This window comes from Actinomycetospora straminea (genome assembly GCF_028737255.1).
Lineage (GTDB): Bacteria > Actinomycetota > Actinomycetes > Mycobacteriales > Pseudonocardiaceae > Actinomycetospora > Actinomycetospora straminea.
This window is the reverse complement of sequence record NZ_JAQZAN010000006.1, coordinates 49585-72961: the sequence shown is the minus strand read 5'-3', so window position 1 is coordinate 72961 and position 23377 is coordinate 49585. Positions and strand designations below refer to the sequence as shown.

Annotated in this window: 22 protein-coding genes; 20 read left to right on the top strand and 2 right to left on the bottom strand. The window is 74.5% G+C overall.

Features of this window, described 5'->3' with window-relative positions:
* Positions 1-73 precede the first annotated feature (73 nt).
* From PH190_RS10570 to PH190_RS10500, 15 genes are all read left to right on the top strand, one after another.
* The gene (locus PH190_RS10570) at positions 74-745 is read left to right on the top strand and encodes a hypothetical protein (RefSeq protein ID WP_274231467.1); all 672 of its coding nucleotides are present in this window, start codon (positions 74-76) and stop codon (positions 743-745) included.
* Between the two features lie 174 nt (positions 746-919).
* Entirely contained in the window at positions 920-2203 is a 1284-nt protein-coding gene (locus PH190_RS10565; protein ID WP_274231466.1) for an NAD(P)/FAD-dependent oxidoreductase, read from the top strand.
* 74 nt (positions 2204-2277) lie between these two features.
* Positions 2278-3258, top strand: a complete 981-nt coding sequence (locus tag PH190_RS10560) for a malate dehydrogenase (RefSeq protein ID WP_274231465.1) — start codon at positions 2278-2280, stop codon at positions 3256-3258.
* A gap of 27 nt (positions 3259-3285) precedes the next feature.
* Positions 3286-3681, top strand: a complete 396-nt coding sequence (locus tag PH190_RS10555) for a cupin domain-containing protein (protein WP_274231464.1) — start codon at positions 3286-3288, stop codon at positions 3679-3681.
* A 44-nt stretch (positions 3682-3725) separates the two neighbouring features.
* Positions 3726-4577 (top strand): 4-hydroxy-tetrahydrodipicolinate synthase, encoded by an 852-nt coding sequence (dapA, locus tag PH190_RS10550; protein WP_274231463.1) that lies wholly within the window; start codon positions 3726-3728, stop codon positions 4575-4577.
* A 126-nt stretch (positions 4578-4703) separates the two neighbouring features.
* Positions 4704-5420, top strand: a complete 717-nt coding sequence (locus PH190_RS10545; protein WP_274231462.1) for a hypothetical protein — start codon at positions 4704-4706, stop codon at positions 5418-5420.
* A 195-nt stretch (positions 5421-5615) separates the two neighbouring features.
* The gene (gene dnaE / locus PH190_RS10540) at positions 5616-9164 is read left to right on the top strand and encodes a DNA polymerase III subunit alpha (RefSeq protein ID WP_274231461.1); all 3549 of its coding nucleotides are present in this window, start codon (positions 5616-5618) and stop codon (positions 9162-9164) included.
* A 38-nt stretch (positions 9165-9202) separates the two neighbouring features.
* Entirely contained in the window at positions 9203-9592 is a 390-nt protein-coding gene (locus PH190_RS10535; RefSeq protein ID WP_274231460.1) for a VOC family protein, read from the top strand.
* A 57-nt stretch (positions 9593-9649) separates the two neighbouring features.
* On the top strand, positions 9650-10246 hold the full coding sequence (locus PH190_RS10530; protein ID WP_274231459.1) for a TetR/AcrR family transcriptional regulator: 597 nt from the start codon (positions 9650-9652) through the stop codon (positions 10244-10246).
* A 24-nt stretch (positions 10247-10270) separates the two neighbouring features.
* Positions 10271-11689 carry a phenylacetate--CoA ligase family protein gene (locus PH190_RS10525; protein WP_274231458.1) on the top strand — a complete coding sequence of 473 codons (1419 nt, stop codon included), beginning with the start codon at positions 10271-10273 and terminating at the stop codon, positions 11687-11689.
* Between the two features lie 19 nt (positions 11690-11708).
* On the top strand, positions 11709-12536 hold the full coding sequence (locus PH190_RS10520) for a class II aldolase/adducin family protein (protein ID WP_274231457.1): 828 nt from the start codon (positions 11709-11711) through the stop codon (positions 12534-12536).
* 47 nt (positions 12537-12583) lie between these two features.
* Entirely contained in the window at positions 12584-13438 is an 855-nt protein-coding gene (locus tag PH190_RS10515; RefSeq protein WP_274231456.1) for an amidohydrolase family protein, read from the top strand.
* Between the two features lie 87 nt (positions 13439-13525).
* Positions 13526-14143, top strand: coding sequence for a TetR/AcrR family transcriptional regulator (locus PH190_RS10510; RefSeq protein WP_274231455.1), 618 nt, complete (start codon positions 13526-13528; stop codon positions 14141-14143).
* Positions 14140-15567 carry an MFS transporter gene (locus PH190_RS10505; RefSeq protein ID WP_274231454.1) on the top strand — a complete coding sequence of 476 codons (1428 nt, stop codon included), beginning with the start codon at positions 14140-14142 and terminating at the stop codon, positions 15565-15567. The genes PH190_RS10510 and PH190_RS10505 overlap by 4 nt, the downstream gene beginning before the upstream one ends.
* 9 nt (positions 15568-15576) lie before the next feature.
* On the top strand, positions 15577-16959 hold the full coding sequence (locus PH190_RS10500; RefSeq protein WP_274231453.1) for an NAD-dependent succinate-semialdehyde dehydrogenase: 1383 nt from the start codon (positions 15577-15579) through the stop codon (positions 16957-16959).
* Between the two features lie 47 nt (positions 16960-17006).
* Here the strand turns inward: PH190_RS10500 and PH190_RS10495 are convergent, their stop codons facing one another.
* A complete protein-coding gene (locus PH190_RS10495) occupies positions 17007-17864 on the bottom strand; it encodes a PaaX family transcriptional regulator (RefSeq protein ID WP_274231452.1) in 858 nt (285 codons plus the stop codon).
* A gap of 49 nt (positions 17865-17913) precedes the next feature.
* Here PH190_RS10495 and PH190_RS10490 point away from each other — a divergent pair, with 49 nt between their 5' ends.
* Together PH190_RS10490 and PH190_RS10485 are read left to right on the top strand one after the other, a co-directional pair.
* Positions 17914-19209 (top strand): adenosylmethionine--8-amino-7-oxononanoate transaminase, encoded by a 1296-nt coding sequence (locus PH190_RS10490; RefSeq protein WP_274231451.1) that lies wholly within the window; start codon positions 17914-17916, stop codon positions 19207-19209.
* 391 nt (positions 19210-19600) lie between these two features.
* Positions 19601-20761: an 8-amino-7-oxononanoate synthase gene (locus PH190_RS10485; RefSeq protein WP_420791623.1), complete on the top strand. Its 1161-nt coding sequence runs from the start codon at positions 19601-19603 to the stop codon at positions 20759-20761.
* Here PH190_RS10485 and PH190_RS10480 read toward each other — a convergent pair whose 3' ends face one another.
* Positions 20762-21046 carry a hypothetical protein gene (locus PH190_RS10480; protein ID WP_274231450.1) on the bottom strand — a complete coding sequence of 95 codons (285 nt, stop codon included), beginning with the start codon at positions 21044-21046 and terminating at the stop codon, positions 20762-20764.
* Positions 21047-21055: 9 nt separating this feature from the next.
* Between PH190_RS10480 and PH190_RS10475 the strand changes: the two genes are divergently transcribed.
* The 3 genes from PH190_RS10475 to PH190_RS10465 all read left to right on the top strand — a co-directional run bounded on the left by PH190_RS10475 (position 21056) and on the right by PH190_RS10465 (position 23343).
* Positions 21056-21484 (top strand): hypothetical protein, encoded by a 429-nt coding sequence (locus PH190_RS10475; protein WP_274231449.1) that lies wholly within the window; start codon positions 21056-21058, stop codon positions 21482-21484.
* A 108-nt stretch (positions 21485-21592) separates the two neighbouring features.
* Positions 21593-22468: an STAS domain-containing protein gene (locus PH190_RS10470; protein WP_274231448.1), complete on the top strand. Its 876-nt coding sequence runs from the start codon at positions 21593-21595 to the stop codon at positions 22466-22468.
* Positions 22465-23343: a P-loop NTPase family protein gene (locus PH190_RS10465; protein ID WP_274231447.1), complete on the top strand. Its 879-nt coding sequence runs from the start codon at positions 22465-22467 to the stop codon at positions 23341-23343. Before PH190_RS10470 ends, PH190_RS10465 begins: the two co-directional genes overlap by 4 nt.
* Positions 23344-23377: the final 34 nt, after the last annotated feature.

The following is a 23377-nucleotide window of genomic DNA, read 5'->3' as shown; positions in this document are numbered from 1 at the left end:
CACGCCCGGCAACGAGCACGACGAGCGGGACGGGCACGACGAGCCGCGCCTGCGGTGGCCGACCGTCGCGATCGTGCTCGCCGTCGTCCTCGTCGTGGTGCTGGTGACGGCGTGGGCGGCCGGGTCCGGGAGCCGTCCCGGCCCGGGCGGCGTCCCCGGCAGCACCGACGCGACGCGGCTCGGGCCGACGGCGGGCGAGACCGTCGCCGGGTATCTCGACCGCGTGCGCACCGCGCCGCCCGGACCGCCCGGACCGCCCGGACCGCGCCCGGCCCTGGTCACGCTGGCCACGGAGCAGGACGTGGGCGCGGCGGCCGCGGCGGTCGGGGGCGTGCCGGCGCGCGAGGTCGTCCTGCGCGTGCCCCTGCCGCGCGTGCAGACCGCGCTGCGCCAGGTCCGGCTCGACGACTCGGGCACCGTCGACCCCGTCGCCGCCCTGCGCCTGGCCGAGGCCCAGGCCGCGAACCGGGCGGGGGAGCAGGCGCGCTCGGCGTCGGGACGGGCGGCGGCGGTGGCGGCCACGGAGTCGGCGCGGCTGGCGGCGGGGTGCGCGTGCGTCCTCGCGCTCGTCGTCGAGATCGACCCCGCCGCGGCGCCCGCGCTGGCCGCCCGGCCGGGGGTGCGGGCGGTCGAGGTGGCGCCCGCCGGCGCCCGGATCGGTGCGCTCTCGGTGTCGCCGCTGCTGCCCGAGCAGACCGGCGTCGTCGGCCCGGTCCCCGACGACGGCCCCGTCCCACCGCCCTGATCGCTACCCCACGTGGCTGTGAGCGGGCCGACAGGTGACGCAGCGCCGTCGGACGGACCGGCGCGGCGTGGCGGAGGACCATGACGGGTAGAGCCAGAGTGAACCGCTCGCCGGCCGGTCCTGAATCGTCACGGCCAGCACCGACGGGCACCCCGCGAGAGGAGAGCGGCAGCCATGACCGCCGATCCGTCGCCCCGGCAGCAGCCGGGGAGGTCGATCGAGGACGTCGATACGCGGCCGCACGTCGTCGTCCTCGGTGCGGGCTTCGCGGGCCTCGCCGCGGTCCGCAGCCTGCGCAAGGCCCCGGTCCGTGTGACGCTCGTGGACCGGCACAGCTACAGCACCTTCCAGCCCCTGCTCTACCAGGTGGCGACGGGTGCGCTGAACCCCGGCGACATCACCTACGGCGCCCGCGGCTTCGCGGCCCACACCGGCGCGTCGTTCCGCAAGGGCGAGGTGACGACGATCGACCCGGAGACCCGCACGGTCTCCCTCGACGTCGGGCCGGACCTGCGCTACGACTACCTGGTCATCGCCAACGGCGTGACCACGAACTACTTCGGGGTCCCGGGCGCGGCCGAGCACGCGTTCCCGATCTACACACGCGCCGAGGCCCTCGCCGTGCGCGACCGCATGACCGGCTACCTCGACCACATCGCGGCGACGGGCGAGGCCCGCGGCGCCACGGTGGTCGTCGTCGGCGGCGGCGCCACCGGTGTCGAGATGGCCGGGACGCTCGCCGAGCTGCGCAACACCGTGCTGCCCGACCGGTACCCGGAGCTGGACCCGGACGAGGTCCACGTCGTGCTGGTCGAGATGACCGACAAGATCCTCCCGCCGTTCGCCCCGCGGCTGCGTGACTACGCCGCCGAGCAGCTGCGCCGGCGCGGCGTCGAGCTGCGCCTCGAGGCCGCGGTCAAGGAGGTCCGGCCCGACTCGGTGCTGCTCGCCGACGGCACGGAGCTCGACGCGCACATGACCGTGTGGGCGACGGGCGTGGCCGCGCACGACCGGGTGAAGAGCTGGGGCCTGACGCAGGGCCGCGGCGGGCGCATCGTCGTCGGCGGCGACCTGCGCGTGCCCGAGCACCCCGAGATCTTCGTGGTGGGCGACATCGGGGTCATCGACGACGACCCGCTGCCCCAGCTCGCGCAGCCCGCGATCCAGACCGGCCAGCACGCCGGCCGCACGATCACGCGGCTGCTCGCGGGCGAGTCCACGGAGCGGTTCCACTACAAGGACAAGGGCACGATGGCGACGATCGGGCGGGCCTCGGCCGTCGCCGACATCGCCCACGGACCCAAGCTCGTCGGCGTCCTCGCGTGGCTCGTGTGGATGTTCGTGCACATCTTCGCGCTGCTGGGCAACCGCAACCGCGTGTTCGTCACGCTCGGGCTCGCCTTCCGGTACCTCGCGCAGCGCCGCGGGCAGATCGTCGTCGGCGACGACCCGGGCTGAGTGCGCAGGGCCGGCGCCGACGTGCGAGGCTCCGCCCCCGAACGACCCCGGACGAGAGAAGCAGGAGCGAAGGCATGGCGCCCACCCCCGTCAACGTCACCGTCACCGGCGCGGCCGGACAGATCGGCTACGCGCTGCTCTTCCGCATCGCCGCCGGCGACCTGCTGGGGGAGGGCGTGCCGGTCCGGCTGCGGCTGCTGGAGATCCCGCAGGCCGTCAAGGCCGCCGAGGGCACCGCGCTCGAGCTCAACGACAGCGCGTTCGAGCTGCTCGACGGCATCGACGTCTACGACGACGCCGCGCAGGCCTTCGACGGCACCAACGTCGGCCTGCTCGTCGGCGCCAAGCCCCGCAGCAAGGGCATGGAGCGCGCCGACCTGCTCGAGGCCAACGGCGGGATCTTCAAGCCGCAGGGCGAGGCCCTCAACGGCGCGGCCGACGACGTGAAGGTGCTGGTCGTGGGCAACCCGGCCAACACCAACGCCCTCATCGCGCAGTCGAACTCCGACGTGCCCGCCGACCGTTTCACGGCCATGACGCGCCTGGACCACAACCGCGCGCTCGGCCAGCTCGCCACCAAGTACGGGGTGCGGGTCGGCCAGGTCTCCAAGGTGACGATCTGGGGCAACCACTCGGCCACCCAGTACCCCGACGTCACCTACACCGAGATCGACGGCAAGCCCATCGGCTCCGAGGTCGACCGCTCCTGGCTGACCGAGGAGTTCATCCCGCGCGTGGCCAAGCGCGGCGCGGAGATCATCGAGGTGCGCGGGGCCTCGTCGGCGGCGTCCGCGGCCGCGGCGGCCATCGACCACGTCCACACCTGGGTCAACGGCACCCGCGAGGGCGACTGGACCTCGGCGGCGATCGTCTCCGACGGCTCCTACGGCGTGCCCGAGGGCCTCGTGTCGTCGTTCCCCGTCACGGCGTCGAACGGGAAGTTCGAGATCGTCCAGGGCCTGGAGATCAGCGACTTCTCCCGCGAGCGCATCGACGCGTCGGTCAACGAGCTCGTCGAGGAGCGCGAGGCGGTCCAGAAGCTGGGTCTCGTCTGACACCCGCCGTCTGACACGCTGTCGCGGGTGAGCAGCGAACCGGTCGAGGTCTTCCGCGGCGACGAGCTGACCGAGGGCGACCCGACGCCCGGGATGCGGCGTCAGGTGGCCTTCGAGGGCCGGCGCGAGGAGGGCCGGGGGCTGTGGGCCGGGCTCGTGCACACCGAGCCCGGCGCCTCGTCCGGCTGGCACCACCACGGCGACCACGAGACCAGCCTCTACGTGGTCCGCGGGGCGATGCGCCTGGAGTTCGGCCCCGGTGGCGCCGACGCCGTCGAGGCCGGGCCCGGCGACTTCCTGCGGGTGCCGCCGCACACCGTGCACCGCGAGTCCAACCCCACGGCCGAGCGCTCGACGGCCGTCATCGGCCGCGCCGGCGACGGCCCGCCGACGGTGAACGTCGACGGGCCCGACCCGGCCTGACCCCGCCATAGACCTCTGCCCGGCCGGTGGGGCAACCTGAGGTCATGAGCCTCGGAGCCGTCCTCACCGCCATCGTGACCCCCTTCGCCGCCGACGGCTCGGTCGACGAGAAGGCGTTCGTGGACCTGATGGCGCACCTGTACGCCCACGGCTCCGACGGCCTCGTGGTGTGCGGGACCACCGGCGAGGCGTCGACGCTGTCCACCGAGGAGCACCTGCGCCTCGTCGAGCTCGCCCTGGAGCACCGGCCCGCGGGCGCGACGGTGATCGCCTCCACCGGCTCGAACGACACCCGCCACGCCTGCGAGATGACCGAGCGGGCCACCGAGCTGGGCGCCGACGCGATCCTCTCGGTGACCCCGTACTACAACAAGCCGAACCGGCGCGGGGTGCTCGCGCACTTCGGCGAGGTCGCGCGGGCCACCGACAAGCCCGTCGTGCTCTACAACATCCCCTCGCGGGTGGTCATCGACCTGCCCAACGACCTGCTCGCCGAGCTCGCGCAGATCGAGCGGATCGAGTACGTCAAGCAGGCCAACAACGCGAACCTCGCGCCCGTCGACGGCCTCGGGATCTACGCCGGCAACGACGACCTGTTCGGCTCGGTGCTCGAGATGGGCGGCTGCGGCGGCATCCTCGTCGCCAGCCACGTCGTCGGGGACCAGATGCGCCGCATGGTCGACGAGCCCGACCAGCGCGCCGAGATCGAGGCCTCGCTCAAGCCGGTCTTCGACGCCCTCGGGGTGACGACCAACCCCATCCCGGTCAAGGCAGCGCTCGAGCTCCTCGGCCTCCGGGCCGGCGGCCTGCGCCTCCCGCTCGTCGAGGCCGACGACCACGAGCGCGAGGTCGTCCGCGGGGCGCTGGCGGGGGTCGGGCTGCTGCCCGCTCCGTGATCAGCAGGCGGAAACGCCCGTCCCGGGCCACCTCCGCGGTGCCTTTCCGCCTGGTGATCTCCGCGCGCCCCGGCACTGTCGGGGGTCGGAGGCATGCTCGCCCTCGGGACGACGCGAGGAGGAGCCATGGGTGGGCGCAGGCACGACGGTCGGCGGCGGGCGGCGGTCGAGGCACGGCGGAGGCGGCGCTCGCGGCCGCCGGTGACGCGCCCGCCGCGCGGCCCGCGCCCCGTGGAGGCGGCCGTCGAGCGGGTCGGCGCGCCGATGCTGAGCGACTGCGAGCTCCTCGAGCAGTTCCCCCACGCGTTCGACGACGCCGCCGATGACGACGCCGACGACGACGTGTGGGAGGAGGACCTCGACCCCTGGGACGCGGACGACGACCTCGACGCCGCCGACGAGGACGACGACCTGCCCGACGTGGTCGGCGCGGTCCAGGACGCCCTCCGCGCGGCCGTCATCGCCACCGTCGAGCACCGCGACCGAGGCGCCGCCGGGGCCCTCGTCGCCCGGGGCGACCGGATCCTGCTCGGCGTCGTCGTCGGCGCGTGGCTGGCGAAGGCCCGCCGGCGCCACCCGCAGCCCGACCTGCCGGCCCGGGCGGCCGCCTGGGTCGTCGGCACGCTCGGCGAGCACGGTCCCGCGATCGACGACGCCGTCCGCGCGCTCGGCCCGACGACGGGGGAGGCGCTGCACACCCCCTTCCTCCGGGTCCCCGACGACGTCCTGGTCGCGCGGATCCAGGTGCTGGCGGCGGTGGTGGCCGTCGGGGCGGGCGGGGCCGATCGGGGGTCCGATGACCTCCTGCTGGCCGACGAGCACCGCGGCATGGGACGGCTGTGACGCCTGTGACGGCCCCGGATCCGGGCGACACGCCGGGCCGGCGGAGGTGAGCAGCGACGACGGCCGCGGGGTGCGGGGAGGGGCGGCGCTGTCGGGGGGCGCGTCTACTCTGGGGTGGCTCCCGCCGACCACGTCCCGCACCCCGGGGCCGGTCGACGGCACCCCGTGCCCGGCGCCCCAGGGAGGTCCCGCGACGTGACCGGCGACTCGTTCGTCCACCTCCACACGCACACCGAGTTCTCGATGCTCGACGGTGCCGCGCGGCTGGACGACCTGTTCGCCGAGGCCGCGCGCATGGGCATGCCTGCCCTGGCGATGACCGACCACGGCAACACCTTCGGCGCCTACGAGTTCTGGAAGAAGTCGCAGGCCCACGGGGTCAAGCCGATCATCGGCATGGAGGGCTACCTCGCGCCCGGCAGCCGGCACGAGCGCAAGCGGGCCACGCTCGGCGGGCAGGTCATCTCGGACGACAACCCGGGCCAGATGTACACCCACATGACGCTGCTGGCCGAGAACACGGAGGGGATGCACAACCTCTTCCGGCTCTCGAGCCTCGCCAGCCTCGAGGGGTACTACTACAAGCCGCGCATGGACCGCGAGCTGCTCGAGACCTACGGCAAGGGGATCATCGCCACCACCGGCTGCCCGTCGGGCGAGGTGGCGCGCTACCTGCAGCAGGGCGACTTCGACGGCGCCTGCCAGGCCGCGAGCGACTACCGCGACATCTTCGGCGCGGACAACTTCTTCTGCGAGCTCATGGACCACGGCATCGAGATCGAGCGCCGGGTCCGCGACGACCTCTACGACCTCAAGAAGAAGCTCGACCTGCCCGGCCTCGCGACCAACGACCTGCACTACACGTACGCCAAGGACGCGAAGCCGCACGAGGTGCTGCTCTGCGTGCAGACCGGCAAGACGATGAACGACCCGAACCGCTTCCGGTTCGACGCGCAGGACTTCTACCTCAAGAGCGCGCAGGAGATGCGCGCCCAGTGGGACGGCGTGTTCCCCGAGGCCTGCGACAACACCCTCGCGATCGCCGAGCGGGTGAACGTCGAGTTCGTCGAGGGTCGCGACCTCATGCCCGGCGCCCCGGTGCCCGAGGGCGAGACCGAGGCGTCGTGGCTGGTCAAGGAGGTCGAGCGGGGCCTCAACCAGCGGTTCGGCGGCCAGGTCCCCAAGGGCCACCGCAAGCAGGCCGCCTACGAGATCGACGTCATCGTGCAGAAGGGCTACCCCGGCTACTTCCTGGTGACGGCCGACCTCGTCCAGCACGCGAAGTCGGTCGGCATCCGCGTCGGACCCGGCCGTGGCTCGGCCGCCGGCTGCCTCATCGCCTACGCGCTGGGCATCACCGACCTCGACCCGGTCAAGCACAACCTGATCTTCGAGCGGTTCCTCAACCCCGAGCGCAAGTCGATGCCCGACATCGACCTCGACTTCGACGAGCGCCGGCGCGGCGAGATGATCCGGTACGTCACCGAGAAGTACGGCGAGGCCCGGATCGCCCAGATCATCACCTACTCCACGATCAAGGCGAAGGCCGCGATCAAGGACTCGGCGCGGGTGCTCTACGGCCAGCCGGGCTACGCCGTGGCCGACCGCATCTCCAAGGCGATGCCCCCGGCCGTCATGGGCAAGGACATCCCGCTCTCGGGCATCTTCGACCCGAGCCACAAGCGCTACTCGGAGGCCACCGAGGTCCGCGCCCTCTACGAGGCGGACCCGCAGGTCAAGGAGATCGTCGACACCGCGCGCGACCTCGAGGGCCTCAAGCGCCAGTGGGGCGTGCACGCCGCCGGCGTCATCATGTCGTCGACGCCGCTGATCGACGTCATCCCGATCCAGCGCCGCGAGGCCGACGGCGCGATCATCACGCAGTTCGACATGGGTGTCTGCGAGACGCTCGGCCTGCTGAAGATGGACTTCCTGGGGCTGCGCAACCTCACGGTCATCGACGACGCGCTGCACAACATCACGCTCAACGGCAAGCCGGCGCTCGACCTCGACAACCTCGAGCTCGACGACCCCGAGGCCTACAAGCTGCTGGCCCGCGGCGACACGCTCGGCGTCTTCCAGCTCGACGGCGGCCCGATGCGCGACCTGCTGCGCCGCATGGAGCCCACGACGTTCGAGGACATCTCCGCCGTCCTCGCGCTCTACCGCCCCGGCCCGATGGGCGCCAACGCGCACAACGACTACGCCGACCGCAAGAACGGCCGGCAGGAGGTCAAGCCGATCCACCCGGAGCTGGCGGAGCCGCTGGCCGAGATCCTGGGCGAGACGTTCGGTCTGATCGTCTACCAGGAGCAGGTCATGGCGATCGCCCAGCAGCTCGCGGGCTACTCGCTCGGCACCGCCGACCTGCTCCGCCGCGCGATGGGCAAGAAGAAGAAGGAGATCCTCGACAAGGAGTTCGTGCCGTTCTCCGACGGCATGAAGGCCAACGGCTACTCGCAGCAGTCGATCCAGACCCTGTGGGACATCCTCGTCCCGTTCTCCGACTACGCCTTCAACCGCGCCCACACCGCCGGCTACGGGCTGGTCTCCTACTGGACGGCGTACCTCAAGGCGAACTACCCCGCCGAGTACATGGCCGCGCTGCTCACCAGCGTGCGCGACGACAAGGACAAGGCGGCGGTCTACCTCGCCGAGTGCCGCAAGATCGGCATCACGGTGCTCCCGCCCGACGTCAACGACTCGGTGCGCGACTTCGCCCCGGTCGGCAAGGACATCCGCTTCGGCCTGGGCGCGATCCGCAACGTCGGCACCAACGTCGTCGACGCGATCGTGGAGACCCGGCGCGAGAAGGGCGGGTTCACCGACTTCTCCGACTTCCTGCGCAAGGTCCCCCAGCAGGTGTGCAACAAGAAGACGGTCGAGTCGCTGATCAAGGCCGGTGCCTTCGACTCGCTGGGCCACCCGCGCAAGGGCCTCGCGCTGGTGCACGCCGAGGCCGTCGACGCGGTGATGACCACGAAGAAGGCCGAGGCCGACGGCCAGTTCGACCTGTTCGGCAGCTTCGACGCCGACGGCGGGGACGGCGCCGAGGAGTCCGCCGACACCACGGGCATGTTCGACGTCAAGGTGCCCGAGGGGGAGTGGGAGCCCAAGCACCGGCTCGCCCTGGAGCGGGAGATGCTCGGCCTCTACGTCTCGGGCCACCCGCTCAACGGCATCGAGCAGGTGCTCGCGAGCCGCGCCGACACCCCGATCACCAAGATCCTCGAGGGCGACGTCGCCGAGGGTGCCGCGGTGACGGTCGGCGGCATCCTCGCGAGCGTCACGCGGCGGGTGAACAAGAAGGGCGAGCCCTGGGCGTCGGCCCAGATCGAGGACCTCGCCGGCGGCATCGAGGTGCTGTTCTTCCCGCGCACCTACGCCGCGGTGTCGATCGACGTCGCCGAGGACGCGATCGTGCTGGTCAAGGGCAAGGTCAACAAGCGGGACGACCGGGTGAGCCTGTTCGTCGAGGACCTCGCGGTGCCCGACCTGTCGGGCGGGGTCGGCGGCGCGCCTGTCAAGGTCGTCATCGAGAGCGCGCGGTGCACGCCGGAGCGGGTCGGGAGACTCAAGGAGGTCCTGGTCGCGCACCCGGGCCCGAGCGAGGTCCACCTGACGCTGCTCGCCGCCAACGGGGCGAGCCACGTGCTGCGGCTCGACGACGGGCTGAAGGTCCAGAACTCGGGCGCGCTGATGGGTGACCTCAAGGCGCTGCTCGGGCCACGCTGCCTGGGCTGAGCCGTCGCGGCTGAGCAGGCACCGGGAGGAGCACGGTCATGAGCGGTCGGGTCGTCCACTTCGAGGTCCCGTTCGACGACGGCGAGCGGGCGCGGGCGTTCTACGGCGCGGTGTTCCGGTGGACGCTGCAGGACATGCCCGGGATGGACTACACGATCGCCCTGACCGGGCCGGTCACCGAGGACGGGGCGCCCGCCGACCCCGGCTACATCAACGGCGGCATGTTCCGCCGCGGCGACGACGAGCCCCGCAGCCCCGTGATCGTCGTCGACGTCGGGGACATCGACGAGACGCTCGAGCACGTCACCCGCTACGGCGGCACGGTGCTCTCGGCGAAGCAGCCCGTCGGCGAGATGGGCTTCGCCGCCTACTTCCGCGACCCCGAGGGCAACGTCATCGGCCTGTGGGAGACCGCGTCCGGATCGTGATACCGGCGGTATTCGGATACCGTTGACACTCGAATACCTCGGGTATTCCATGCTCGTGTGACCACCCGGATGACCCGTGCGGAGCAGACCGAGCGCAACCGCGACCTGGTGCTCGCGGCCGCCCGGCGGGTCTTCCTCGCGCGCGGCTACGCGGGCGCCCGCCTCGATGTGATCGCCGAGGAGGCCGGCTTCTCCAAGGGCGTCGTGTACTCGCAGTTCGCGGGCAAGGCCGAGCTGTTCCTCGCCCTCCTCGAGCAGCGCATCGCCGAGCGGGCCGCGGAGAACGAGGACCTCGCGGCGGGGCGGGCCGGGCTCGCGGGCCTGCGCGCGCTGCTGCTGGCGAACGCGCAGCGCTCGGAGGAGGGCCCCGGGTGGACACAGCTGGTCGTCGAGTTCCGGGTGGCCGCGGCGCGCGACCCGGAGCTCAACGCCCGTTACGCCGCGCTGCACGTCCGTGCCCTGGAGGAGTTCGGCGCGACCGTGGCGGCCCTCCTGGACCGGGGCGGCCTCGTCCCGTCGTACTCCCCGCGCGTGCTCGCCGAGCTGATCTTCTGCCTCGACGCCGGGCGCGTGCTCGAGCGCGCCGCCGGCACCGCCCAGCTGGAGGTCGACGTCGTGGTCGACCTCGTCGCCCGGCTCGTCGAGCCCCTGTAGGAACACCCGCACCGAGGACACGCCATGCCCGCCACCACCGCCCCGCCGTCCCGCCTGACCGCCTACCGCGACCGCGTGCAGCCCGCCGTCGTCGCCGCGATGCCCGAGCTGATCGCCCGGACGGCGTGGGACCGGGACGAGATCGTCGCCCACCAGCGCGCCCGGCTGCGCACCCTGCTCGCGGACGCGGTCGAGCGCTCGCCCTTCCACGGCCGGCGGTTGGCGGGCGTCGACCCGGACCGCGTCGATCCGCGCGACCTGTCGGCGCTCCCGACGATGACGAAGGCCGACGTGGTGGACCGCTTCGACGAGGTCGTCACCGACCGCCGGCTGACCGCCGACCTGGTCGAGGGCACGCTCGCCCGCACCGACACCGAGCCCCGGCCGATCCTCGACGAGTACGTGGCCTTCGCCTCGGGTGGCAGCTCGGGACGACGCGGGGTGTTCGTGCTCGACGTCCCCGCGGTGGTCCAGTTCGTCGGCTCGCTGTGCCGCAACCTCGTGGCCCGGATCGAGCAGATGGGGGGCCCGCCCCCGGGCGGCCTCCCCGTCGCGATCGTGGCGGCCGGGTCGGCGGTGCACCCGACCGGCGGCGCCATCCACCTCGCCGGCGGCCCGCTCCCGTTCCACTTCCTGCCCGTCCCGGCCACCGCGCCGCTGCCCCACCTCGTGGACCGCCTCAACGCGCTGCAGGCGCCCCTCCTCTACGGCTACCCCTCGGTGCTCGCGCGCCTGGCCGCGGAGCAGCGGGCGGGCCGACTGCGGATCCGGCCGATGACGGTGACGAGCACGAGCGAGACCCTGACGCCCGAGCTGCGCGCCGCCATCCGCGAGGGCTTCGGCGTGCCGATCGTCAACACCTTCGGCTCCACCGAGGGCCTCGTGGGCACGAGCGCCCCGGACGACGAGGACGTCGTGTTCGCCGAGGACGGCTGCATCGTGGAGGTGGTCGACGAGCACCACCGCCCCGTGCCGCCCGGGACCCCCTCGGCGGCGGTGCTCGTCACCAACCTCGAGAACCACCTCCAGCCGTTGATCCGCTACGAGCTCACCGACGTGCTGACCGCCGCACCGCCGCGCCGGGGCCACCTGCGCGCCCTGGTGCGGGGACGCCGCGACGAGGTCTTCCGCTACCCGGGGACGGCGCTGCACCCGCACGTCGTCCGGTCGGTGCTGGTCCGGAGCCCGGAGGTCGCGGAGTACCAGGTGCGCCAGACCCCGACCGGGATCGCCGTCACGGTCGTCCCCGCGGAGGCCGGCGGCCGTGTCGACGAGGACGTGCTGGCCGAGCGGCTCGCCGACGCGCTCGCCGCCGCGGGCCTGGCCCGCCCGGAGGTCGCCGTGACCCGCGGTGTGGCGCTGGACCGCGACCCGCAGACCGGGAAGCTGTGCCGGTTCGTCCCGCTCGCCGACAGGTCACGATCCCTTGACCCGGGGACGTGACGCGGCGCACGGTCGAGGCATGGCCGCCCCCACGCAGGACACGCCCAGCCCCGAGACCGAGATGACGGGCTTCCGCCCGTCGCAGGAGGGCATCGAGATGCCCCAGCCGCCGAGGTTCGCGACGAGTGCGGAGGAGCGGCTGCACCGCAAGCAGCAGCTCGCCGGCGCGTTCCGCGTCTTCGGCCGCTTCGGGTTCGGCGAGGGGATCGCCGGTCACATCACGGTGCGCGACCCGGAGGACCCGCACCTGTTCTGGGTCAACCCGTTCGGCATGAGCTTCCGGCACATCCGGGTCTCCGACCTCATCGCCGTGAGCCACGACGGCCGGGTCGTGCACGGGAACAGGCCGGTGAACCAGGCCGGGTTCGTCATCCACTCCGCGGTGCACCACGCGCACCCGGAGGTCGTGGCCGCCGCCCACGCGCACTCGGTGTACGGCAAGGCCTGGTCGTCGCTGGGCCGGCCGCTCGACCCCATCACCCAGGACGCCTGCACGCTCTACGAGAACCACGGCGTCGTCACCGAGGGACGCGGCGCCGTCGTGCTCGACCCCGAGGTCGGGCGCGCGCTGGCGACGGGGCTGACGGGCCGCCGGATGGTGTTCCACCAGAACCACGGCATCTTCACCGTCGGCGACACCGTCGCCGAGGCCGCCTGGTGGTTCATCAACACCGAGCGCAACTGCCAGGCCCAGCTCCTCGCCGAGGCCGCGGGCACGCCGACGCAGATCGACCACGTGAACGCGAAGTTCACCGCCGAGCAGACCGGCACGCCCTACGCCGGCTGGTTCGCGTTCCAGCCGATCTGGGACGAGATCGTGCGGACGGACCCGGACCTCTTCGACTAGTCGGTCGCGCCGACGCGGGCGCACCGCACCTGCGGGACACTGTCGCGGTGATCGTCGACGCCCACGTCCACGTCGCCCACCTCGCCCGGCTCAAGGTGCCGTGGGCGCAGTGGATCGGGCCGGCCGGGCCCGAGGAGGCGTGGTCGGCCTGCTACGACAGCGACGGCGCCGCGATCCCCGAGAAGGTCGCGGCGCTGTTCGCGGGCGCCGGCGTCGACCGGGTGCTGCTGTTCTGCGAGTACTCGCCGAAGGCCACCGGGTGGCAGACGATCGAGGACATGCTGCCGCTGGTCGACGCCGACGCGGAGCGGTTCCGGATCGTCGCCAACGTCAACCCGCACGTGCACCACCCGGTGGCCGCGGAGCTCGACCGCCAGCTCGACCTCGGCGCGGTCGCGCTCAAGGTGCACCCGGTCCACGCGGGGATCGCGCCGAACGACCCGCAGCTCTACCCGGCCTACGCCCGCTGCCTCGAGCGCGGGGTGCCGGTGATCGTGCACACCGGCCCGTCGAACTTCCCCGGCGCGACCGCCCGCCACGGCGACCCGGTGCTGCTCGACGACGTCCTGCGCGACTTCCCGGGCCTGCGGCTCGTCCTCGCCCACGGGGGCCGGGGCTGGAGCTACGAGGCCGCGGCGTCGCTGGCGCTGACCCGCGAGGACGTGTGGCTCGACGTCGCCGGGCTGCCGCCGCGCAAGCTGCCCGTCTACTACGAGCGCTTCGGCTTCGAGCGGGTCGCGGCCAAGTGCATCTTCGGCACCGACTCGCCGTCCGCCGACGTCGCCCGCAACATCACCGCGATCCGCGAGCTCGGGTTGGGCGACGACCTCACCGACGGGCTGCTCGGCGGGAACGCCCTGACGGTCTACCCCGGCCTGGCCGAGCCGCCGACCCGCGTCTGACGCTCGCCGTCCGCCGGCGCGAGGTGTAGCGTCCTGTCACGGACCGACTGGTCCGGGACCGGTCGGTCCTCGACGGAGGGAGCCCCCGTGGCACGGACGCCCGCCCCCGGCACCCGGGAGCGCATCCTCACCACCGCGTCCCGCCTGTACTACGAGCACGGGGTGCGCGCGGTCGGGATGAACCAGGTGATCACCGAGGCCGGCACCGGGAAGAACCTGCTCTACTCCCACTTCCCCACGAAGAACGACCTGGTCGCGGCCTACCTCGAGCGCGCCCGCGCCATCCGGTCGGCGGCCGCCCGCCGCGCCCGGGAGGCGGCGGACGACACCCCGCGTGCGCAGCTGCTCGCCCTCGTCGCCGAGGTCGCGAGCACGACGGCGCGTCCCGGCTTCCGCGGCTGCGCCTTCCGGAACTACCTCACCGAGTTCCCCGACGACGCCGACCCGGGCGACGCCGACGGCCCGCCGACCCCGGTCGGCGTGGCCCGCGACTTCCTCGCCGCGACGCACGACGAGCTCGCCGGCCTGGTCGCCGGCCTCGGCGTCGCCGACCCCGAGCGGCTGCTCGAGGAGCTCTGGCTGATCGTCGACGGCCTCTACCTCCAGGCCGCCTACCGCGACCGCCTGGACCGCCGGGTCGCCGCCGACACCGCCGTCGACCTCGCCCGCCGGCTGGTCGAGGACCGGACGGGGACCGTGGCGTGACGCCGCCGAGCCCGCGCGCGGTCCTGCTCGTCACGTCGGCCGCGGCGTTCCTCTCGAGCCTCGACCTCTTCATCGTCAACCTGGCCTTCCCCGACATCCGCGCCGACTTCCCGGGCACCGACCTCGGCCAGATGTCCTGGGTCCTCAACGGCTACACGGTCGTCTTCGCGGCGTTCCTCGCCCTCGCCGGGCGCCTCGCCGACCGTGTCGGGCACCGCCGCGTGTTCCTCGTCGGGCTCGCCGTCTTCACCCTCGCCTCGGCGGCGTGCGCCGCGGCGCCGTCGGTGGGGCTGCTCGTCGCCGCCCGGGCCGTCCAGGCCCTCGGCGCCGCGCTCGTGACGCCGACGTCGCTGACGCTGCTGCTCGCCGCGTTCCCCGCCGAGCGGCGGGCGCACGCGGTCGGCGCCTGGGCGTCGATCGGGGCGATCGCGGCCGCGCTCGGGCCCCCGCTGGGCGGGCTGCTGGTCGAGGCGTCGTGGCACTGGGTCTTCCTCGTCAACGTGCCGGTCGGGCTCCTCGCCCTGGTCGCGGGCCTGCGGGTCCTGCCGCGCACCACCCCGACCGGGACCGGCCGGCCCGACGTCCTCGGCGCCGTGGGCCTCGTCGTCGGCGTCGGGGCGCTGGCCTACGCGCTGGTGCGGGCGCCCGACCTGGGCTGGGCGGCGGGCCCGGTGGTGGCGGGGCTCGTCGTGGCCGTGCTGGGCGTGGCCGGCGTGGTGCTGCGCTCGCGCCGTCACCCCGTTCCGGCGCTCGACCTGACCGTCGTGCGCACCCCGGTCGTCGGGCTCGCGGCGCTGTCGATGCTCGCGTTCACCACCGGCTTCGCCGGCATGCTCGTCGTCAACGTCCTCTACCTCACCGGCACGTGGGGCTGGTCGGCGCCGGTGGCGGGGGTGGCGCTCGCGGTGGGCCCGCTGGTGGTCGTCGTGGTCTCGCGGCTCACGGGCCACCTGACCGGCCGCTTCGGGATCGGGCCGGTCGTGGCGGTGGGCGCGCTGCTGTTCGCGGCGGGCCCGGCGTGGTGGGCGCTGCGCCTCGGCGTCGCCCCCGACTACGCCGCCGGCATGCTGCCCGGCCAGCTCCTGACGGGACTCGGCGTCGGTCTCGTGCTGCCCGGCCTGTCGTCGGTCGTCGGCGCTGCCCTGCCGGCGGAGCGGTGGGGCACCGGGTCGTCGGTGATCACGACGGCCCGGCAGGTCGGGTCGGTGCTGGGGGTGGCGCTGCTCGTGTCGGTGATCGGCACGCACGCGACGGGACGGCCCGACGAGCTCGGGCTGCTGCGTGGCGGGTGGGTGATGCTCGCGGTCGCCGGGGTCGTCGCGGCGGGTCTCGCCGTCGCCCTCGCCCGGGCCGAGCGGGTCGCCGCCCGTCCGGTGCCGGAGTCGGCGCCGGTCGCTGATTGCCCGGCGGGGCGGGCGGGGTAGTCGACCGTCATGGCCATCGCAACGACGAACCCTGCCACGGGGCAGACCGTCGAGGAGTTCGAGTCCCTCACCTCCGAGCAGCTGGAGGAGAAGCTCCAGCGCGCCTGGGACACCTTCGAGAGCTATCGCGACACGACGTTCGAGCAGCGCGCCGGCTGGCTGCGCGCGGCGGCCGACATCTTCGACGCGGAGACCGACCGCCTTGCCGAGCTCGCCACCCTCGAGATGGGCAAGACCTTCACCGCGGCGAAGGCGGAGATCGCCAAGTGCGCGCTGGGCTGCCGCTGGTACGCCGACCACGCCGCCGAGGACCTCGCCGACGTCGAGTGGCCGAAGCCGAAGAACGCCCCCGAGAACGCGCGGATCTTCACCCGCTACCAGCCGCTGGGCCCGGTGCTCGCGATCATGCCGTGGAACTTCCCGTTCTGGCAGGTCCTGCGCTTCGCCGCGCCCGCGCTGATGGCCGGCAACGTCGGCCTGCTGAAGCACGCGTCGAACGTGCCGCAGGTCGCCATGGCCATCGAGGACGTGCTGAACCGCGCCGGCTTCCCCGAGGGCGCCTTCCAGACGCTGCTCGTCGGCTCCTCGGTGATCGAGGGCATCATCGACGACCCCCGCGTGCGCGCCGTGACGCTGACCGGCAGCGAGCCCGCCGGCCGCGAGGTCGGCGCCCGCGCCGGCCAGAACGTCAAGACCAGCGTGCTCGAGCTCGGCGGCAGCGACCCGTTCATCGTCATGCCGTCGGTCGAGGACCTCGACGCGGTCGTCGACGCCGCCGTGTCGAGCCGCATGCTCAACAACGGCCAGAGCTGCATCAACGCCAAGCGCTTCATCGTCCACCAGGACATCGCCGACGACTTCACGCAGAAGCTCGTGGCGAAGATGGAGTCGCTGACGATCGGCGACCCGATGGACGAGAACACCGACCTCGGGCCGATGTCGCAGGGCAACGGGGTCACCGACCTCGACGAGCAGGTCCAGGACTCGATCAAGGCCGGGGCCCGCCTGCTGACCGGCGGCGAGCGCATCGACAAGCCGGGCAACTGGTACCCGCCGACGGTGCTCACCGACATCCCGAAGGAGTCGCGGGCGTACTCCGAGGAGCTGTTCGGGCCGGTCGCGCTGGTCTTCCGCGCCACCGACGCCGACGACGCCATCCGCATCGCCAACGACTCCGACTTCGGCCTCGGCGGCAGCGCCTGGACCTCCGACGAGGACGAGAAGATGCGCTTCGCCACCGAGGTCGAGTCGGGCATGGTCTACATCAACAAGATCACCGAGTCGACGCCGGAGGTGCCCTTCGGCGGCGCGAAGAACTCCGGCTACGGGCGCGAGCTGGCGAGCTTCGGGCCGCAGTCGTTCGTCAACGCGAAGACCATCTGGATCCAGTGACGAGCTGACCGGCCGCGGCGCCGGCGGGCGGCGACGGGCGACCGGGTCTACAGGCCCAGCGCCGTCGCGGCCCGCAGCGCGCCGTCGGCCCAGGCGGTGTGGCGGCCGTGGAACACCTCGGCCGCCCGGTGCCCGACCCACGGGGCGGGCAGCAGGGCGTCGGGGAGCCCGGGGTCGAGGAACGGGAAGCGCCGCCACGCGTCGACGAGGCGGACCTGCGCCGCGAGCGTCGCCGGGTCCTCGGCGGGCTCGAGGGCGGCGAAGCGGTCGACGAACTCCTCGTAGCGCGCCTCGAGGTCGCCGAGGTCCCAGGCCCGCGTCGCGAGCTCGCCCGCCGTGAGCTCGCCGTGGTACTCGCCGGTGACGACGTGGGCGTCGGCCGGCCCGTGCTCGGCCAGCACCTCGCGGACCTCCTCGAGGCGCTCCGTGTCGGGGGAGACCCACATGCCGGCCGCGGGGGAGCCGAGGCCCGCCCACGCCAGCCGGGTGCGCAGGCGGTGGCGCCGGGCGCGCTGCTGCTCCGGGACGCTCGCGACGACGACGAGCCAGCGCCCGTCCCACGCCGTCCGGGTGCGCCCGTGCGCGTAGATGCGGGCGGCGCCCTCGGTGAGCAGGTCGCGGCCCCAGGGCGTCAGGTCCCAGCGGACCCGCCGGCCGACCCGTTCCGAGACGAGCATGCCGTCGGCGGCGGTGCGGGCGAGGGCCTGGCGGGCCGACTTCTCCTCGACCCCGACGAGGCCCAGGACGTCGACGACGGTCTGCGTCCACACCGGCGTGCCGCGGGGCAGCACGAGCTCGCCGAGCACCGTGACCAGCAGCGAGCGCGCGCTGGTCGCCGCCACCTCGCGCCGCCGGGAGAACGGGTCCGGCCGTGCGTCGGGGGCGCTCTCGTCGAGGGTGGACATCACGCCCGATCCTAGGGCTCGCGTCCGCCGACGCCGTTACGGTGCGCGGATGACGTCGCCGGAGACCGCGTCCCTGCCGCCCGCCCCCACGCTGCGGGACCGCGACCGGGCGCACGTCTGGCACCCCTACGGCCCGATGCCGGGGCGGACCGACCCGCTCGTGGTGCGCTCGGCGCGCGGCGTGCGGCTCACCCTCGACGACGGCCGCGAGCTCGTCGACGGCATGTCGTCGTGGTGGGCGGCCGTGCACGGCTACCGGCACCCGGCGCTCGACGCGGCGGTGACCCGGGCGACCGGCGCGATGAGCCACGTGATGTTCGGCGGGCTGACCCACGACCCGGCGGTGACGCTCGCCGAGCGGCTGGTCGCGCTGACCCCGGAGCCGCTCGAGCACGTGTTCCTCGCCGACTCGGGGTCGGTGTCGATCGAGGTCGCGCTGAAGATGTGCCTGCAGTACCAGCGCGCCCGCGACCGTCCCGGGCGCACGCGGATGATGACCTGGCGCGGCGGCTACCACGGCGACACCTTCGGCGCGATGAGCGTCTGCGACCCCGAGGGCGGGATGCACGCGGCGTGGAGCGGGTTCCTGCCCCAGCAGGTGTTCGCCGACCGCCCGCCGTCGTCCTACGACGCGTCCTACGACGAGCACCTGCGCGCGGTGGCCGACGCCCACGCCGACGAGGTCGCCGGGATCGTCGTCGAGCCCGTGGTCCAGGGGGCGGGCGGGATGCGCTTCCACGACCCGCGCCACCTGCGGGCGCTGCGCGCGATCGCCGACGCCCACGACCTCGTGCTGGTGTTCGACGAGATCGCCACCGGCTTCGGGCGCACCGGCACCCTCTTCGCCGCCGAGCAGGCCGGGGTCGCCCCGGACGTCCTGTGCGTGGGCAAGGCCCTGACCGGCGGCTACCTGACGATGGCCGCGGCCCTGTGCACGCCGGCCGTCGCCACGGCGATCAGCGGCGGCGAGGCCGGCGGCCTCATGCACGGGCCGACGTTCATGGCCAACCCGCTCGCCGCGACGGTGGCGGGGGCGAGCATCGACGAGCTGCTGCGCCGCGACTGGGCGGGCGAGGTCGCCGCGCTGGGCGCGGGGCTGCGCGAGGGGCTCGCCCCGGCGCGGGACGTCCCCGGGGTGGTCGACGTGCGCGTGCTCGGCGGGATCGGGGTCGTCCAGCTCGACCACCCCGTCGACGTCCCCGCCGCGCAGGCCGCCGCCGAGGCGCACGGTGTCTGGCTGCGCCCGTTCCGCGACCTCGTCTACGCGATGCCGCCCTACGTCACGCCCGCCGACGACGTCCTGCGCATCGGCGCCGCGATGGTCGCCGCGGCCCGGGCCGCGTGAGGAGCCGCGGCGCCCGCTGCGTGAACGCAGCGTGACGAGCGTGTGAGACGACGACGAGACCGGCGTGAGGCCGTGTGACGCGCCGTCCCGGAGCGCCCGATTCGCCCGAATCCACCCGGGTGGGGTAGCCGGCGGCGCGTCCCGGTTCGGACCGAGCGTGGTCGTGTCGACCGGGATGTCCAGCTCAGGGCCGGGTCACACCCGGACGAGGGACCGCGGGCACCGCTCGACGGGGGATGATCAGAACGCTCGGTGACGATCAACCGGCGGTGGACCCGTCCTGACCCGCGTACGTGCGTGATCTTCTGAGCTATGGCTCAGAAAATCACGCACGTAGCCCGGTGTCGTCGCCCAGGCCGGGACGTCGTCGGCGGCCCGTAGGGTGGCCGCCGTGGGCTGGCTGGGTGCGTGGCTGGAGCAGACGGCGGCGTCGCGCGCGGAGGCGGGGCTGCGGCGCACGCTGCGCCCGCGGGAGGTCGCCGACCCGGTCGTCGACCTCGCCTCCAACGACTACCTGGGCCTCGCCCGCGACCCGCGCGTCGTCGAGGCCGGGGTCGACGCGCTGCGGGCGTGGGGCGCCGGGTCGACCGGATCGCGCCTGGTCACGGGCTCGACGCGGCTGCACGGCGAGCTCGAGGACGCCCTCGCCGCCTTCACCGGCAGCGACGCCGCCCTCGTCTTCTCCTCGGGCTACACCGCGAACCTCGGGGCGGTCACGGCGCTGTCGGGGCGCGGCGCGCTCGTGGTCTCCGACGTCGCCGCGCACGCCTCGCTCGTCGACGCCGCCCGGCTCTCGCGGGCGCGGGTCGAGGTGGCCCGCTGCACCGATCCCGCGGTCGTCGACCAGGTGCTCGCGGCCCGGGCGGAGCCCCGCGCGCTCGTGGTCGTCGACGGCGTCGACAGCGTGGACGGGCGGATCGCGCCGCTCGCGCAGCTGCACGCGGTGTGCCGGGCCCGCGACGCCGTGCTGCTCGTCGACGACGCGCACGGGCTCGGCATCCGCGGCCCCGGCGGGCGCGGCACGCTCGCCGAGGCGGGGCTGGCCGGCGCGCCGGACGTGGTGCTGACCGCGACGCTGTCGAAGTCGCTCGGCAGCCAGGGCGGGGTGGTGCTCGCGGAGCGGGCGGTGGTCGAGCACCTCGTCGACACCGCGCGGCCGTTCATCTTCGACACCGGCCTCGCCCCGGCCGCGGCGGGTGCGGCGCTCGCGGCGCTGGAGATCGTGCGCGCCGAGCCGGACCGGGTCGCGGCCCTGCACGCCGCCGCGGCCTCGGTGGCGGCCTCCGCGCGCGCCGCCGCGCCCGGGCTCGACGTGCCGGTGCCGACCGCGGCGATGGTGCCCGTCGTGCTCGGCGACCCCGAGGTGGCGCTCGGTGCCGCGGCGGGCTGTGCCGAGCACGGGCTGCGCGCCGGCTGCTTCCGCCCGCCGTCGGTGCCGCCGGGCACCTCGCGGCTGCGCCTGACCGCGCGGGCCGACCTCACCGCCGACGACCTCGCGCTCGTCGACCAGGTGCTGCACAAGGTGCTCGGGCCGATCGTCGCCCCGCGCTGATCAGAGGCGCGGGAGCCGCAGGGCGACCACCACCGCCGCGAGCGCGGCGACGGCCGCAGCGACCGGCTGGACGACGTGCACAGCCGTGCCCACGACGAGGAAGCAGGCCATCGCCACCGCGTAGACGACGCCCGCCGCGCGCAGCACGGCGTCCGCCCGAGCCACCCGGGTCACCGCGACCCCGAGGGCGACGCTGCCCGCGAGCAGCAGGAGGACCCCGGTGATCGCGGTCAGCACGAGCGGCAGGCCGTAGACGTCGGCGTCGATCGCGGCTGCCTCGGCCACCCCGCGCAGGTGGGCGCGGCCGATGGCGGGCTGGGCGAACGCGGCGGCGCCGAACACGGCCGAGGTGACGACGTCGCCGGCCACGACCAGGACGACCTGCTGCGGGCGACCGTCGTCGACGGCTGCCGCTACTGGGCCACCGACCCGGTCCTCGCCCGCCGCGTCCTGGGTCTCACCGCCGCGGATCCGGAGGCCGCCGCGCTGGTCGCCCGGCACGACGACGGCCGGCTCGCCCTCCTGCGGACCGTGGTCGGGCGTCTCGACGAGGCCGGCCTGCTCGCGGTCGGGAGACAGGAGGCCCTCGACGTCCTCTGGCTGCTGACCGGGTTCGACGCCTACGACGCGCTCGCGCGGGGCCGGGCACGGTCGACGTCCACGGTGGCCGCCCTCCTGGTGGACCTCGCGCACGCCCGATTGGTGGTGTCCGCGTTCCTCTGAACTACGCAGCGTGGCCGAGGTTCACGCATCGTGGTTCCCGGGTACTCATCTCGCCCCGCGGTGCGATCCGGGGGCAGGCCGGAGCCGGGACGGGCGGAGGGAGGTCGCGTGGCGACGCTCCTGCGCGCGGATCCCGGCCTCCAGGAGGTCCGGTCCCGGCACACGCTGCTCGTCGCCGACGGCGTCGAGCAGGGCCGGCGCGGCACGGCGTCGTGGATCGAGCGCGAGCTCGCGCACGGGGCCAAGGTCTTCTACAAGGGCTGGCTGCCGGGCGGTCAGCGTCCCGACCAGCACTGGCTCGCCGGGCCCGCGGGCCCGCGCGGGGCCCGGGACGCGCTCGCGTCCGGCCAGATGGAGTTCCTCGACCTCCCGACCGTCGTCGAGCGCACCGGGGCGACGGCCGAGGGCGTGACCGCGCTCTTCCGCGACGAGGTGGCGCGCGCGGTCGCGGACGCCTGGCCGACGGTCGCGTTCACCCAGGAGAGCCCGGGGCTCCCGCTGGCCGACGAGGCCGTCCTCGCGGCGTACACCGAGTGGGAGGGCGGGTTCGACGTCCTCGCCGACGAGGGCCCGGTCCGCACGCTGTGCCAGCTCAGCGTGCCCGACGAGGACGAGGCGGCGGTGTGGGAGACGGTCGCCGTGCACCACCGCGACCTCGTCGACGACGTCTGGTCGGCGAGCGCCGGCTACGGGCGGTGGCGCCCGCGCGGCGACCTCGACGCGCACGTCGCCCGCCGCTTCGGGGCGGCGGTGCACGGGGCCCTGCGGGCCGCGCGCGCCCTCGCGACCGGCCCCGACCTGCACCTCGACCTGTCGGCCGTCGACTTCATGGACGTCGCCTGCGCCGACATCCTCATGCTCGCCGCCCGCTCCGCGCCGGAGGGCCAGCACGTCGTCCTGCACGGCGGCTCGCGCTTCCTGCGCCGGCTCTTCGACGCGGTGGGCCGACCCGCCTCGGTGCGGGAGAGCGAGGACGGGCCGTGACGGGCAGCGAGCGGGAGGGCGGTCTGGTCCACCTCGCGCTGCTCCACGACGGTCCCGACGACCTCGTGTTCGGCGCGCTCGCCGAGGTCCGCCGGGCGCTGGCCGACGGCGACGAGGTGCTCCTCGTCGTCGACCGCGCCACCGTGCGGGCCTTCCGCGAGGCCCTGGGCCACGACGCCGCGCGCGTCGGGTTCCCGCCGCCGTCGGCGATGCTCCCGCCGTCCGACCCCGGCTTCCTCGCCGCCGCCCGCGACTGGGTCCGGCCCGGCCGCCGCACCACGGTCCTCGGCCAGTACCCCGCGGCCATGCCGGCGCCGGCGTGCCGCGTCGGCGAGGACGGGCTGAACGCCGTGCGCCGCGACCTGCCGCTGACGGTGATCTGCTGCTGCCGCCGCGACGCCGACCCCGAGCTCGTGGCGGTCGCGCGCAGCACCCACCCGCACCTCGCCGCGATCACGGGACGTGCCGACAACCCCGACTTCCGCCCGCCCGCGACGTCCGACCCCGTGCCCGCCGACCTGTGGGGCGCGGTGGCGGCGCGGCTCGGCGTCGACGGCACGGGTGACCTCGCCGAGCTGCGCCGGCGCGTCGGCGAGATCGCGGCGCGCGCCGGGCTGGAGGGCGACGCGGTGCGGGCCGCCGTGCTCGCCGTCCACGAGGCGGCGGTGCTCGGGTGCCGCGGCGACGTCGGGGCCGGCCTGACCCTGGAGGTCCGAGCCCGCCCCGGTCAGCTGTTCGCCGAGGTCGTCGGCCCGCCGCGCTCCGGCACGGCGTCCACCGGGGACCTGCTGTCGCACCTGCGGCCGTTCTGTACCTGCGCCGCCGTGCACGAGGACGCCGGACGCCGCGCGGTGCGGGTGCTGGCGACCGTCTGACCGCGCCCCGACCGCGGCCCATGAGGCGGGTCTA